Source organism: Kribbella jiaozuonensis (genome assembly GCF_005233875.1).
Lineage (GTDB): Bacteria > Actinomycetota > Actinomycetes > Propionibacteriales > Kribbellaceae > Kribbella > Kribbella jiaozuonensis.
Window position 1 is genome coordinate 902,956 of the sequence record NZ_SZPZ01000002.1, and the last position, 14,116, is coordinate 917,071.

Consider the following 14,116-nt stretch of genomic DNA (forward strand, 5'->3'; position numbering starts at 1 on the left):
TGCGCCAGGCAAGGATTCCGGTGACTAGGCGGACGTTAACCGGCAGACCGTGCATCATGCGAGGGGTGGCGGTGCTGGCACCTTGGCGAAGGGTGGTCAAGGACAGACTGCCGAAGGTTGTCAGGGCTCCAACAGTGTCGGCCAACTTGCGGCTGACGGGAATGGAGTTGGCGACGGTGAGGTCGGCCCCAGCAAGGGGAGCACGCCGCGGTTGAGGTGGGTGGCCGGGGGCGAGACGGAGGGTTGCTGCATTGGTTGGTTGATCGGGGAGCGGTAGAGCGGGAGGCGGTGAGCGAGAGCGGTCTGGTTGTGGGCATTCCGCAGCGTGGGTGTGGTCGGTGCGGAAGATGATTCCCGACAGGCTGTGGGCTGTGGGTAAGGCTGTGGATAAGGTCGTACGTGGGTGTCAGGGCGGCGGTGACGTACAGGCTGCGCGACAGTTGCGGCGGATGCTTGGGGCCAGTCTGCATGGCCATTCCCCGGGGAGGTTCCTTCACAGTCACGAGCTGGAACGGTTTGGGTGTTGGGTGCGTCTACCGGAGGTTCTGACGTAGGCTGCTGCGGTCTGTCGATCGGCCAGGTCGGTGGGACGAACACGGGGAGCAGGATGAATAGCGGGCATGTGGAGTTGGGTAGGGCTCAGCAGGAGCGGTGGGAGGCGGCGTACGCGCGGCGGCCTCGGCTGCATGGTGTGGGGCCTTCGGTGGCGGCGGAGTGGGCTGTGGGGGTGTTTGGGGCCGCGGGCATCGATGATGTGTTGGAGTTGGGGGCGGGGCACGGTCGGGATGCGCTTTTCCTGGCTCGGCAGGGGTTCAGCGTGCATGCCACCGACTTCAGCGAGGCGGCGCTTGATCAGTTGCGGCATGAGGCGCAGCGGGAGGGGCTCGATGATCGGGTGACGGCGGCGTTGCATGACGTGCGGGATCCGTTGCCGGTGGCTGATGCGACGGTCAACGCGGTCTTCGCGAATGTGCTGCTGAACATGGCGTTCTCGCCGGCCGAGTTGCGGGCGCTCGTTGCCGAGATCCATCGGGTTCTCTGTCCTGGCGGGGTTTTCGTGTACGCCGTGTGGTCGACGGCCGACCCGTGTTCGCGGCACTGGAACCGGCTCGACGACGGATTGTCGATGCACGACGGGTTCGTCGGGCGGTTCTTCGACGAGTCACTGGTGGGCGAGCTGTCCGAGCAGTGGCAGCTCGACGAGACCACGCCGTACGACGAAGGTCAGCGGCGGATGTGGCGCGTCACGATGACCAAACCCGGCCCGGAAAGCTGAAGCCGGCTCTAGGTGTTCTGGTTCCGAACAGGTGAAGTTGCCTGCCGCATCGGCGTGCCAGATTGCGGTGTGGTCACCAAAGCGAAAAGTTGCATTGACGAACCCGACCGGTTCCGACAGGCTCGGTCCGCGTCTCACCTTCGACCATCGGAGATACAGCAATGCAGTGGTACATCGACGTTCTGAAGAAGTACGCCGTGTTCGACGGCCGGGCCCGCCGCAAAGAGTACTGGATGTTCGTGCTCTTCAACGTGATCGCCTCGATCATCCTGTCCATCCTGGACAAGATCCTCGGGCTCGACTTCGGCTCGGGCTCGACCAGCTCGTCCGGCTGGTTGTCGACGATCTACAGCCTGGCGGTGCTGCTGCCCACGATCGGTGTGGCGATCCGGCGTATGCACGACACCGGACGTTCCGGCTGGTGGATCCTGATCAACCTGATCCCGTGTATCGGCTGGATCTGGTTCATCGTCCTGGCTGCCCAGGAGGGCAACGCCGGTGACAACCAGTACGGTCCGGACCCGAAGGCGGCCGAGCGGTTCGGCGGCCCGGGGCAGACCGGTCCGGCGGAGCCGGGTTACCCGACCGTCTGAGTCCAGACACAGCAGAAGGCCCCCGCGACAGCATGTCGCGGGGGCCTTCTCCATGACTCAGCTGGCCTGGCTGACGCTCGACATGTTGAAGTCGGGCACGAGCAGCGGCGGCGTCGCCGTCCGCGAGAAGTAGTCGCCCCACTCCCTCGAGTACGACGGAACCGTGGCGCCCGCGCTGGTGAACCGCGCGAGCAGGTCGACCGGGCTCTCGTTGAACCGGAAGTTGTTCACAGCGCCCGTCACCTCGCCGCCCTCGACCAGGTAGACACCGTCACGCGTCAGACCGGTGAGCAGCAGCGTCTGCGGGTCGACCATCCGGATGTACCACAGACACGTCACCAGCAGACCGTTGTCGAGCCCGGCAACGAGATCGTCGGTCGAGCCGGTGCCGCCGTCGACGGACACGACATAGTTTGCGATGTCGGGCGTAGCCGCCGGTACGCCGATCAGCTCCGCCGTGTGCCGGCTGGTCATCAGGTGCTCGAGCTTCCCGCCCCGGATCCAGTCCGTTGCCTGCAGCGTCAACCCGTTGTCGAACACGCTCGACGACCCGCCCGACGACCGCGCCACCGCGAACGCGAACGCCTCGAGACCGGCCAGCGCCGGATCCGAGTGCATGCTCACGGGCTGCGATGACAGGGTGTCGCCGAGACGGGTGCCGCCGCCGGACTTCGAGAACACCGTCTGGCCGTCGAAGGCGTCGCGCCCGTCGAGCTGCCAGTACAGGTACGTCATCAGGTCCGCGACCGCGGCCGGCGGCAGGATCGTCGGGTGCCGGCCGGCGTCGACCGAGACCGTCCGGGACGCCCAGCCGAGTCGACGAGTGAGCTCGGTGTCGAGCGCGCCGGCGTCGACATCGGTGAAGTCACGGGTCGCCGTACCGACCCACGCCGAGTGGCTGAGGTCGGCGTTCTTGCCGGTCGAGGAGACGTAGCCGCGGGGGAGCGCCTGACGCAGCCGCAGTCCGGTCGACGAACCGACGTACAGCGTGACGACCTCGTGGTTGGCGAACCCGTACAACCGGCGCCGCTCGAGGTCCGCGCGCTTGAGCGACTCGCCGAGCGAGGGCGCGAACTTCTCGTAGACGCCGACCGTGGTCTCCTCGGGCTCGAGGTCCCAGTCGGCGCCGACTGTGCCGTCGACGAGGGGGCGGGCGTCCTCGGCCGGTCCGGCGGTCCGGGCGGTCGCGATCGCGGCGGACACGATCTCGCGCAACGAGTCTTCGGTGACGGACGAGCGGCCGATGACGCCGGCCGCCGTACCCTCGCCGGATCCGACCGTGGCGATCACGGTCACGCTCGAGCCGCGCATCGCGCCGTTCGTGGTCAGGGTGTTGTTGGCCCAGCGCAGGTTCGTGCTGGAGGTCTCGGCGACGAGTACGACGCAGCCGTCGGCGCCCTCGGCCGCGGCCAGGGCCAGACCGCGCTCGATGGTGTCCTGGGGCGTGAGCTGAATCGTCACCGGCCGGCCTCCTGCGTGGTGTTGAGAATGCGGACGCTGCGGAACAGCGCTGACGGGCAGCCGTGGGTGACCGCGCCGGACTGCGAGGGCTCGGCCTTGCCGCAGTTGAGCGCGCCGCCGAGCAGGTACGTCTGTGGGCCGCCGACTGCCTCCATCGAGCCCCAGAAGTCGGTCGTGGTGGCCTGGTACGCCACGTCGCGGAGCTGGCCGACGATCTTGCCGTCGACGATCTGGTAGAACCGCTGACCGGTGAACTGGAAGTTGTACCGCTGCATGTCGATCGACCAGGACTTGTCGCCGACGATGTAGATCCCGTTCTTTACCCGGCTGATCAGCTCCTCGGTGGACGGGCCGTTCGGCGCGGGCTGGAGCGAGACGTTGGCCATTCGCTGGATCGGGATGTGGCCGGAGGAGTCGGCGTACGCACAACCGTTGGAGCGCGGGGTGCCGAGCAGGTCTTCGTTCTTCTTCGCCATCCGGCGGTCGACCTGGTACCCGACCAGGATGCCGTCCTTGACCAGGTCCCACTGCTGGCCGGCGACGCCCTCGTCGTCGTACCCGACGGTGGACAGGCCGTGCTCGACGGTGCGGTCGCCGGTGACGTGCATGACCGGCGAGCCGTACTTCAGCGTGCCGAGCTTGTCGGTGGTGGCGAAGCTGGTGCCGGCGTAGTTGGCCTCGTAGCCGAGGGCGCGGTCGAGCTCGGTGGCGTGGCCGATCGACTCGTGGATGGTCAGCCAGAGGTTCGTCGGGTCGATGACGAGGTCGTACTCGCCGGCCTCGACGGTCGGGGCGGCGAGTTTCTCGGCGAGCCAGCCGGGGATCTGGGCGAGCTCGTCGTCCCAGTTCCACCCGGTGCCGGTCATGTACTCCCAGCCGCGGCCGGCCGGTGGGGCGCAGGTCGACATCGAGTCGAAGCGGTCCTCGGCGACGGCGTGGGCGGTGAGGTTCGGGCCGATGCGGACGCGTTGCTGGGTGTACGACGTGCCGGCGGTGTTCGCGAAGTACTTGCACTCGTGGATGGTCGCGACGTGGACGCTGACGTGGGCGACGCCGTCGGCCTTGAGCAGGCGGTCGCTGTAGTCGGTGAGCAGGGCGACCTTGTCGGCGCGCGGGACGGTGAACGGGTCGATCTCGTACGACGAGATCCAGGTGACGTCGTCGTACGCCGGCTCGTCGGCGAGCTCGATCGTCTCGGCGTTGATCGGGCGGGAGACCTGCGCCATGTTCACCGCCTGCTCGGCGACGCGGACCGCCTCGTCCTCGGTGAGCGCGACGCCGGCGGCGAATCCCCAGGTGCCGTCGTGGATCACGCGGACGGCGAGGCCGAGATCCTCGTCGTCCTTCGCGCTCTCCAGGACGCTGTCGCGCAGCGAGATCGACTCGGACCGGATCCGCTCGAGCCGGAACTCGGCGTACGTCGCGCCGAGGTCGCGGGCGCGCTGGAGCGCCGCTTGGGCGAGTTCATGACGGGGGAGGGCGAGGAAGCTCGCGTCAACTTCAGGCACGATGTCGACCTTATACAGGGAACCCGACAAAGCTGGGCGGTGTAGTGACAATGACAAGAAACCGCCTCGCTCCGCTCGGCGGGCTGGGTTGAGGGGCCCGGCTCCCGAGTGGGGTGGGGGCTCGTTCGGCGGGGCTCCGCGGCTGGGTTGGTGGATGGGAGGCGTGATCGGGCAGGGCGATGAGGCTGAGGTTTTGGCTCGGGTGCGTGGGGGAGATGGGGCCGCGTACGGCGAGTTGGTGGATCGGCATGCCCTGATCGCGAAGCGGACGGCGGTGTTCTTGGGGGCTGGGGCGGACGCTGATGATGTGGTGCAGGAGGCGTTCGTCAAGGCTTATCGAGGGTTGGGTGGGTTTCGGGACGGGGCCGCGTTCCGGCCCTGGTTGTTGCGGATTGTTGCTAATGAGACCCGGAACGCGGTGCGGGCTCGTGGGCGGCGGCTGCGGCGTGAGGAGCTGGCGGCGCCGTTGGACGTCGTGCTGGATCCGGCTGATGCCGCAGTGTCGCTGGAGCGTCGGACTGAGTTGCTGAACGCCGTGCGCACGCTCCCGGAGCCGATGCGGCTCGTGGTGACGTGCCGGTACCTGCTGGATCTGGATGAGCAGGAGACCGCCGCAGTACTCGGCTGGCCGCGCGGGACGGTCAAGTCACGCTTGCATCGCGCGCTGGGAAGACTCCGCGACGCCCTACCGGACAAGGAGGTGCAGCGATGAGCCTCGAAGACGAACTGCGGGCCGTCGGACGGTCTGCCGTCGTACCTCCGGTTGACGACACCCTGACAGCCACAGTGCTCACCCGCGTCGCCGACATCCCAGTCCGGAAGCGCCTCCGCGACAGGTGGCGTACCTTCCTGGCCGGCTTCCTTGTCATCCTCGCCGGCCTCGCACTAACCCCACCAGTACGGGCGACCGTCGCCGAGTGGCTGCGGATCGGCGGAGTCCAAGCGCAGCCTGTCGGCACCGGCCCGAGTACTGCGCCTCCAGTGCCGACCGTCGGAAGCCACCTGTCGCTGGAGCAAGCCGCGCAAACAGCCGGCTTCACCCCGAAGCTTCCGAAGCAGCTGGGTGCACCCACCGGCGTAGAAGCGTCGAAGGGGTTCGTCGCGACCAGCTGGACCGGTGTGCGGTTGGAGCAGTTCCAGACCGGCATCGATCCGCTGTACATGAAGCGGTACTACGGCAGCCTCGAGTACGTCGAGGAGATCAACGCGTTCTGGTTCAAGACCCCGCACGACCTGGTGCTGGTGAACAAACACGTCGTACGGATCGCCGGCCCCACGCTGGTCTGGGAGCGCGACGGCGTGACCTTCCGCCTCGAAGGCGTCGACAAGGCACGGGCAATAGAACTGGCGAGCGGAACCTCCTGATCACCGGCGGTGTAACCACCAGTGGAAGGAGCGCCGCCATGATCCGTCGTACTCTCGCTTTGGTCGTAGCACTGTTCGCCTTCACCGCACTCCCGGCTCACGCAGGAGGTCCCACCAGCGTCCTGCTCAGCGCACCGCCCAACGTCACTGCCGTCGGTTACGACGACACGCGGTACTACGAACTCCAGAACCTGATCCAAACCCCGTCCACCGCCGATCCAGGCAGCGAGATCCACAGCATCGGCAAGTTCGTCCGCGCGACCTGGCTGATCCATGACATGAGCGTGTGGCGGATCGACATCGTCTACCCGGACGCGCCCGGCGGTCCGTGGATCTCGACCGAGGAGTTCATGGACGGCACCAAGCCCGCCAAGCCGACCTGGCACCGCGCGGCCGATCCGGAGCGGCTGCTCGAGGTGCTCCGCTCGTTCCGGATCCTGGACGGCAAGTTCGACGGCGGCCCCACCCTCGACGACGGCTACTCGGTCGCCGACGCGCCCGTCACGACACCCGCACCGACACCCGCACCGGCACAGTCCCAGGTGGCGACCACCAACGTCTTCACCGGCTGGCGCTGGATCATCCCCGGCGTCCTGATCGGCGCAGCGGCCGCAGTCCTCGCCGTCCGCCTGTTCCCGAAGCGCCGCTGGGAGCTGATCGACTAAATCGTCGCTCCGAGCTCGAAGCCCGCAAACAGCCGTCCACCGTACTCAGCGAGGATGTGGTCCACGGCAACCACCAGCCGGTCGTCCTCCGCCCGTACGCCGTCCATCAACGCAGCAGCAAGCGCAGCGTCGTACGCCGACACCTCCCGCAGCAGCCCCTTGCCGGTGCCGGACCAACGCCCCGCACCGGTCAGCAACAGCCTCGCCGCGTCCTGCCACAGCACCGACGCGATCGCCAGCCGCACGTCACCGGATGCATCCGACAGGTCGTCCAGCAGATTGGTGATCGTGTAGCGCAGGAGGTCCAGCTCGTCACCGGACAGCGGTCGAGGCCCAGCAGCCACCTCGGCCAGGTACTCCTCCTTCAACCGCACCCCAGACCCATCCGTGTCCAGCAGTACGACGGACTCCCCGACGAGCCGCATCATCGTCGGCTGGCGTCGCGCCTGGTCCTTGTCGGCGAAGTGACGCAGCGACTTCTCGGTGTGCACGAACAGCTCGACCGGCCACCCGCCGTACTCCAGCGACTTCCGCATCGGCGCCGGGGGACCGTCCAGCAGCACAGTGATGTCCAGGTCGGACGTAGTACTCGCGTCACCGCGTGCCACGCTGCCGCCGAGCCAGGCGGCCCGGGCATCGGGATACGGCTCCAGTACGAGTTGGCGTGCGACGTCCATCAGGTCAGTGTCAGCCAACGCAGCAGTTCTCGGAACGCATTTGCCGGCGGGATGTGGCCGCCCACGTAGTACTTGCGCTCGGCGTGCGGTATCGCGGCGGACAGGATGTCGATGTACTTGCCGGCGCGTTCGTCGGCCGAGCCGTGCCAGAGGCTGACCGGGACCCGGATGTCGCCCAGCTCGAAGCCCCACGGCGTGGCGAAGGCCACGTGGTCGTCCAGCCAGCCGTCGTGGCTGGTGACGAAGGTGGCGGTCAGCCGAGCCATCGCCGACGGGTCCTCCCGGGCCGGGGGACCGGGATCAGCTCCTGGTTGAGGTGGGATCTCCGGGCCACCTGCCTCGACCGCAGCCATGATCGAGCGGGCCGTCTCCTCGAACCCGGGCCGGAGGTCGCCGTGCACCGCCTGCCACGAGGTGCGGTTGCGGCGCGGGTCCGCGAGCTCTTCCTCCTCGGTCGGCTCCGGGCCGTCCACGATCGGCGGCGCGTTGCTGCCGATCACCGCGCACCTCGTCACCCGGTCGGGCAACAGCGCAGCACACGCCAGGGCGTGCGGCCCGCCACCGGAGCCACCTGTGACGGCGAAGCGGTCCCATCCCAGCGCATCGGCCACCGCAGCAGCGTCCTCGGCCACAGACGCGACAGTCCGGCCTGGTTGGCGGGTTGACCCGCCGTAGCCGGGTCGGTCCGGGGTAGCCAGTCGCACACCGGACGACTCGATCGCCGCCAGCGCGTCCGGCCGCTTCCAACGGGTCGACGGGGTACCGCTGAACGAGAGCGCCGGCAGCCCGTCCTCGGCGCCGTCGAGGCTGTAGAGAACCATCCGCTCACCGATCCGCACCATGCTGTCCACGAGCGGAGCGTAACCATCCCTGAACAGCTAACCGAATCCACAGTTACCAACCCGAGATTCTCGGAATTCGAGATGCAACGGCGGTGGTGGAAGGATGCGGCCTAGGTTTTGTCGGCTGTAAGAAATCAACCAGTCGGGAGTGCTTGTGAGTTCCTCGGTCGCCGGGACCGTTTCGCCCACCCGGCAAGCGTTGCGCCGGCTGCGGCGTGACCGTAGCGCGCGGGTCGGCGTCGTACTGGTCGTCGTGCTGATCGTGATCGCGGCGGCCGCGCCGTTGCTGGTGCGGCTCTCCGGCCAGGACGCGACGACGTACCACATCGACCTGCTCGATCCGAACCGCGGGAACGCGCCGGCCGGTCCGCTCGGCGGGATCAGCGGCACGCACTGGTTCGGCGTCGAGCCGTTGACCGGCCGGGACCTGTTCTCGATCGTCGTCCTCGGCCTGCGTACGTCGTTGTTCATCGCGGTCGTCGTCACCGCGATCACCACGATCGTCGGCACGCTGGCCGGCATCAGCGCGGCGTACTTCGGCGGCTGGTACGACGCGGTCATGTCGCGGCTGCTCGACTTCCTGTTCGGCTTCCCGCAGCTGGTCTTCATGATTGCCCTCGGCATCATCATCCCGGCCAGGTTCCCGCGCTGGCTGCTGCTGATCCTGGTGCTGAGCTTCTTCGGCTGGGCCGGCCTGGCCCGGCTGATCCGCAATCAGGCCCGGTCGCTGGTCACCCGCGAGTTCGTCGAGGCGGCCCGCAGCGTCGGCTCGACCGGCTGGATGGTCATCACCCGCGAGCTGCTGCCGAACCTGCTCGGCCCGGTCCTGGTGATCGCCACGCTGGCCATCCCCGGCTACATCGGCGCCGAGGCGGCGCTGTCGTTCCTCGGCGTCGGCGTACCACCGCCGACACCGAGCCTCGGGCGGTCGATCTCGGACTCGATCGCCTGGGTGTACACCGGCGCGGACCCGTGGTTCCTGCTGTTCCCGGGCACGATGCTGTTCGTCGCCGTCCTGGGCTTCACGCTGCTCGGTGACGGCGTCCGGGACGCGTTCGACGTCCGGTTGCGGAGGACGAACTGATGCCCGACCTCGCCTGGTTCGTCTTCCGACGGCTGTTCGCGGCCGTGCTCGTGATGCTCGCGCTGAGCCTCGCCGTCTACCTGGTCTTCTACGCGATCCCCGCCGACCCGGCCCACCTGGCCTGTGGCAAGCCCTGTACGCCGGACCGCCTGGAGCAGGCGCGCCACTTCATGCAGCTCGACCAGAGCACCCTGCAGCAGTACCTGAGCTTCCTGAAGGGCATCTTCGCCGGCCGCACGTTCGGTGAAGGTACGGCGGCCGTGCACTGCAACGCGCCCTGCTTCGGGTACTCGTTCCCGCTGGCCCGCCCGGTCACCACGCTGATCCTGGACCGGCTGCCGGTCACCGCCTCGATCGCGATCGGCGCCGCCGTACTGTGGCTGCTGCTGGGCGTCTCGCTCGGCGTCATCGCCGCGCTGAACCGCGGCCGCATCCTCGACCGGCTCGCGATCGGGGTCGCGCTGATCGGCGTGTCGACGCCGTCGTTCCTGCTCGGTCTGCTGGCGATCCTGGTGTTCGGCTTCTGGCTCAACATGGTCCCGGTCAACGGCTACGTCCCGCTCACCGAGAGCCCGGTCGACTGGGCCTGGCACCTGATCACGCCGTGGATCGTGCTCGCGGTCCTGCAAGCGGCGTCGTACATCCGGCTGACCCGGTCGCAGATGCTCGAGGAGCTGAACCTCGACTACATCACCACGGCCCGGGCGAAGGGCGCCGGCGAGCTGCGGGTGGTCGTGACGCACGGTCTCCGCGGCGTACTCGTGCCGGTCGTCACGTTGTTCGGCCTGGATCTCGGCGGTCTGCTCGGCGGTGCGATCCTGACCGAGAAGGTCTTCAGCATGCAGGGCCTCGGCGATCTGCTGATCAGCGCGGTCGGTGCTCTCGACGTGGCCGTGGTCGTCGGCGTGACGCTGTTCTCGGCCTTCCTGATCATCCTCGCGAACCTGGTGGTGGACATAGTGCACGGTGTGCTCGACCCGAGGGTGAGCCATGGCTGAGCCAGTTCTCGAAGTGCACGACCTGCACGTCACGTTCAACACCGAGGGCGGTCTGGTCCCCGCCGTCGACGGCATCGACTTCGCCGTCGCGCCCGGGCAGACGCTCGCGATCGTCGGCGAGTCCGGCTCCGGCAAGAGCGTCAGCTCGGCCGCCGTGATGGGGCTGCTGCCGTCGAACGCCGACGTGACCGGCGAGGTGCTGCTGGACGGCCGCGAGCTGATCGGCTTGCCGAACGACGAGCTCCGCAAGATCCGCGGCAACGACATCGCGATGGTCTTCCAGGACGCCCTGTCCGCGCTGAACCCGTACTACAGCGTCGGCTGGCAGGTCGCCGAGGCGTACCGGCTGCACCACGACGTCTCGAAGAGCAAGGCGCGACAGCGGGCGATCGAGATGCTCGACAAGGTCGGCATCCCGGACGCGGCCCGCCGGGCCGACAGCTACCCGCACGAGTTCTCCGGGGGAATGCGGCAGCGGGTCGTGATTGCTATGGCTCTGGTGAACGACCCGAGAGTGCTGATCGCGGACGAGCCGACGACCGCACTCGATGTCACCGTGCAGGCACAGATCATGCGCCTGCTCGACGACGTGCAGGCCGAGTTCGGTACGGCGCTGGTCCTGATCTCGCACGATCTCGGCGTCGTCGCCGAGGTCGCGGACGACGTTCTGGTCATGTACGCCGGACGCGCCGCCGAGCGCGGTACGGTCCGCGACATCTTCTTCCGGGCCGCCCACCCGTACGCGCTCGGTCTGCTCGGGGCGATGCCGCGGGTCGACGTACCGCCGAAGCCGCGACTGACCACGATCCCCGGCAGCCCGCCCACGCCGGGCTCGATCACGACCGGTTGCCCGTTCCAGCCGCGGTGCGCCTACACGCACCTGGTCGGCGAGCGCTGCATCACCGAGCGTCCCGAGCTGACCCCGCGCCCCGGACAGGGCGATCACGAGGCGGCCTGCCACCTCGGCCGACGGCCGGAGGTGCTCTTGTGAGCGAAGAGCTGCTGAACCTCAAGGACGTGAAGAAGTACTTCGGTCTGCGCGGCGCCCCGTGGCGCAAGGCGCAGGCTGTCCGCGCGGTCGACGGCGTGAACCTCGTTGTCCGCAAGGGCGAAACGGTCGGCCTCGTCGGCGAGTCCGGATCGGGCAAGTCGACCCTGGCCCGCGTGGCGACGCGCCTGCTCGACCCGACCCAGGGGCGCGTCGAGATCGGCGGCACCGACGTCACCAAGGTGCGTGGCCGCCGGCTGCGGCCGGTCCGCCGGAAGATCCAGATGGTCTTCCAGGACCCCCAGGCGTCGCTGAACCCACGGCAGTCGGTCGGCACGATCCTGAGTACGCCGTTCCGCGCGCAGGGGATCCGTCCGAGCCGGGCCCAGCTGGTCGAGCTGCTGGAGCAGGTCGGCCTGGCCGAGCAGTACCTCGAGCGGTACCCGCACGAGTTCTCCGGCGGTCAACGCCAGCGGATCGGGATCGCCCGGGCGCTGTCGGTCAAGCCTGAGCTGCTGGTCTGTGACGAGCCCGTGTCCGCGCTCGACGTGTCCGTCCAGGCGCAGGTACTGAACCTGCTCGCCGACCTCCGCGACGAGCTCGGCCTGTCGTACGTGCTGGTCGCGCACGACCTCGCCGTCGTCCGGCAGGTGGCCGACCGGATCGCGGTCATGTACCTCGGCACGATCGTCGAGGAGGGTCCCGCCGCGCAGGTCTACGAGGCGCCGGCGCACCCGTACACGAAGGCGCTGCTGTCCGCCGTCCCGGTGCCTGAGCCGGGCGTGGAGCGGGACCGGATCGTCCTGACCGGCGATGTTCCGACGCCCATCGACCCGCCGTCCGGCTGTCCGTTCCGGACCCGCTGCTACAAGGCGCAGGACGTCTGTGCGACCGAACGACCGGTGCTCGAGCCCGTCCAAGGTTCGACCGAACACCGGGCCGCCTGCTACTTCCCTGAGCCCCCCACCCCTTGAGAGGAAAGCATGAAACGCATAACCCGAGCGGTCGCGGTAGCGGCCGCGCTGGCGCTGGCGGCCGCCGCTTGCAACGCCAATGACAAGTCCGCCTCAAGTAGCGGCAGCACCGCCGCCGCGGAGCAGGGCGGCACGCTGCACTTCCTCAGCACCGCCAAGGAGGTCAGCTACGACCCGGCCAAGAGCCAGAACCTGGGCATCAGCGGCATCCACCTGGTGCTGCGCGGCCTCACGTCATGGAAGACCGACCCGAGCAAGCCGACCGAGCTGGTCCCGGACCTGGCCACCGACACCGGTCAGGTCAGCGACGGCGGCAAGACCTGGACCTACAAGCTCAAGCCGGGTCTCAAGTACGCCGACGGGTCGCCGATCGTTGCCGGTGACATCAAGTACGGCGTCGAGCGGTCGTTCGCGCCGGAGCTGTCCGGCGGTCTCGGCTACCACAAGTCGCTGCTGGTCGGCGGCGACAAGTACACCGGCCCGTACAAGGGCGGCGACCTGGCCTCGGTCCAGACGCCGGACGACACCACGATCGTCTTCAAGCTGAACAAGCCGTACGGCGACTGGCCGTGGATCGTCAGCATGCCGGCGTTCTCGCCGGTGCCGAAGAAGGCCGACACAGACCCGGCGCACTACGGCGAGAAGCCGATGGCCAGCGGCCCGTACCAGGTGCAGTCGTACACGCCGGGCTCGAAGCTCGTGCTGACCCGCAACCCGAACTGGGACAAGTCGACCGACCCGGCCCGGACCGGCCTGCCGGACTCGATCGTGACCGACATGGGCCTGCAGCCCGACGTCGTCAACCAGCGCCTGATCGCGGACGCCGGCGATGACAAGTCCGCTGCCACCACCGGCACCTCGGTCCCGGCCGCGCTGATCCCGACCGTCACCGGCAACCCCGCGGTGAAGGCCCGGGTGGCGACGTCGACGTCCGGCGCTCTGATGTACCTGGCGATGAACACGCAACGCCCCGCGCTCGCCAAGCCCGAGGTCCGCAAGGCGATCCAGTACGCCGTCGACAAGCAGGCGGTCCAGGTCGCCGAGGGCGGTCCGGAGTTCGGCGGTGAGCTCGCCACGACCCTGATCACGCCGGGTATCGACGGCTTCAGCAAGTTCGACCTGTTCCCGGCGCCGCCGGCGGGTGACCCGGACAAGGCCAAGCAGATGCTCGCGGCCGCCGGCGCCGCCAACCTCAACCTGGTGCTGGCCGCCGACAACACGACCGGTCTCGGCGTGGCGCAGGCGATCCAGCAGGGCCTGAAGCGGGCCGGGATCACGGTCACGATCAAGCCGCTGGACAGCGAGCCGCTGACCGACCTGATCACCGGGAACAAGCCGGACTTCGACCTGACCGTGTCGAGCTGGCTGCCGGACTTCCCGTCCGCGATCGGCAACATCCAGCCGCTGTTCGCGTCCTCGGAGATCGGCAACGGCGGGTACAACATCTCCCGCTACTCGAACCCGGCGGTGGACTCCGCGATCGCCGCGGCGACGGCCGAGTCGGACCGGACCAAGGCGGCCGGGATGTGGGGTGCGCTGGATAAGCAGATCATGGCCGACGCACCGGTCGTGCCGCTGATCTACGCGCGGAACGCGTTCCTGCACGGATCGAAGGTGCAGAACTTCTACCTGCCGCAGTACCCGCCGTACCCGAACACGTTGATCCTCGGGCTCAGCAAGTAATC

General features: G+C 68.5%; 14 protein-coding genes. 10 read left to right on the top strand and 4 right to left on the bottom strand.

What is annotated here, in order from left to right:
* Positions 1-607 precede the first annotated feature (607 nt).
* Positions 608-1,276: a class I SAM-dependent methyltransferase gene (locus tag FDA38_RS15855; RefSeq protein WP_137254789.1), complete on the top strand. Its 669-nt coding sequence runs from the start codon at positions 608-610 to the stop codon at positions 1,274-1,276.
* A 161-nt stretch (positions 1,277-1,437) separates the two neighbouring features.
* Complete coding sequence (locus tag FDA38_RS15860; protein ID WP_137254790.1) at positions 1,438-1,869, top strand: DUF805 domain-containing protein; 432 nt, start codon at positions 1,438-1,440, stop codon at positions 1,867-1,869.
* 57 nt (positions 1,870-1,926) lie between these two features.
* Here FDA38_RS15860 and FDA38_RS15865 read toward each other — a convergent pair whose 3' ends face one another.
* Both FDA38_RS15865 and FDA38_RS15870 read right to left on the bottom strand, forming a co-directional pair.
* Positions 1,927-3,330: a metallopeptidase TldD-related protein gene (locus tag FDA38_RS15865; RefSeq protein WP_137254791.1), complete on the bottom strand. Its 1,404-nt coding sequence runs from the start codon at positions 3,328-3,330 to the stop codon at positions 1,927-1,929.
* On the bottom strand, positions 3,327-4,838 hold the full coding sequence (locus FDA38_RS15870) for a TldD/PmbA family protein (protein WP_233714744.1): 1,512 nt from the start codon (positions 4,836-4,838) through the stop codon (positions 3,327-3,329). The genes FDA38_RS15865 and FDA38_RS15870 overlap by 4 nt, the downstream gene beginning before the upstream one ends.
* Before the next feature lie 154 nt (positions 4,839-4,992).
* Between FDA38_RS15870 and FDA38_RS15875 the strand changes: the two genes are divergently transcribed.
* The 3 genes from FDA38_RS15875 to FDA38_RS15885 are packed head-to-tail and all read left to right on the top strand — an operon-like array spanning position 4,993 to position 6,868.
* A complete protein-coding gene (locus FDA38_RS15875) occupies positions 4,993-5,550 on the top strand; it encodes an RNA polymerase sigma factor (protein ID WP_137254792.1) in 558 nt (185 codons plus the stop codon).
* A complete protein-coding gene (locus FDA38_RS15880) occupies positions 5,547-6,203 on the top strand; it encodes a hypothetical protein (RefSeq protein WP_137254793.1) in 657 nt (218 codons plus the stop codon). The genes FDA38_RS15875 and FDA38_RS15880 overlap by 4 nt, the downstream gene beginning before the upstream one ends.
* Before the next feature lie 38 nt (positions 6,204-6,241).
* Entirely contained in the window at positions 6,242-6,868 is a 627-nt protein-coding gene (locus FDA38_RS15885) for a hypothetical protein (protein WP_137254794.1), read from the top strand.
* Here the strand turns inward: FDA38_RS15885 and FDA38_RS15890 are convergent.
* Positions 6,865-7,545, bottom strand: a complete 681-nt coding sequence (locus FDA38_RS15890; RefSeq protein WP_137254795.1) for a nucleotidyltransferase domain-containing protein — start codon at positions 7,543-7,545, stop codon at positions 6,865-6,867. The genes FDA38_RS15885 and FDA38_RS15890 overlap by 4 nt on opposite strands.
* Positions 7,545-8,387 carry an alpha/beta fold hydrolase gene (locus FDA38_RS15895; RefSeq protein WP_137255490.1) on the bottom strand — a complete coding sequence of 281 codons (843 nt, stop codon included), beginning with the start codon at positions 8,385-8,387 and terminating at the stop codon, positions 7,545-7,547. The genes FDA38_RS15890 and FDA38_RS15895 overlap by 1 nt, the downstream gene beginning before the upstream one ends.
* 154 nt (positions 8,388-8,541) lie before the next feature.
* On the opposite strand from FDA38_RS15895, the gene FDA38_RS15900 reads away from it, so the two are divergent.
* From FDA38_RS15900 to FDA38_RS15920, 5 genes are read left to right on the top strand one after another with little or no spacing between them, the layout of a single operon-like run.
* Positions 8,542-9,471 carry an ABC transporter permease gene (locus FDA38_RS15900; protein ID WP_137254796.1) on the top strand — a complete coding sequence of 310 codons (930 nt, stop codon included), beginning with the start codon at positions 8,542-8,544 and terminating at the stop codon, positions 9,469-9,471.
* Entirely contained in the window at positions 9,471-10,469 is a 999-nt protein-coding gene (locus FDA38_RS15905) for an ABC transporter permease (RefSeq protein ID WP_137254797.1), read from the top strand. Before FDA38_RS15900 ends, FDA38_RS15905 begins: the two co-directional genes overlap by 1 nt.
* Positions 10,462-11,460: an ABC transporter ATP-binding protein gene (locus FDA38_RS15910; protein WP_137254798.1), complete on the top strand. Its 999-nt coding sequence runs from the start codon at positions 10,462-10,464 to the stop codon at positions 11,458-11,460. The genes FDA38_RS15905 and FDA38_RS15910 overlap by 8 nt, the downstream gene beginning before the upstream one ends.
* Positions 11,457-12,431 carry an ABC transporter ATP-binding protein gene (locus FDA38_RS15915; RefSeq protein WP_170989749.1) on the top strand — a complete coding sequence of 325 codons (975 nt, stop codon included), beginning with the start codon at positions 11,457-11,459 and terminating at the stop codon, positions 12,429-12,431. The genes FDA38_RS15910 and FDA38_RS15915 overlap by 4 nt, the downstream gene beginning before the upstream one ends.
* Positions 12,432-12,440: 9 nt before the next feature.
* Positions 12,441-14,114 (top strand): ABC transporter substrate-binding protein, encoded by a 1,674-nt coding sequence (locus FDA38_RS15920; RefSeq protein ID WP_137254799.1) that lies wholly within the window; start codon positions 12,441-12,443, stop codon positions 14,112-14,114.
* The last annotated feature ends 2 nt before the right edge of the window (positions 14,115-14,116 follow it).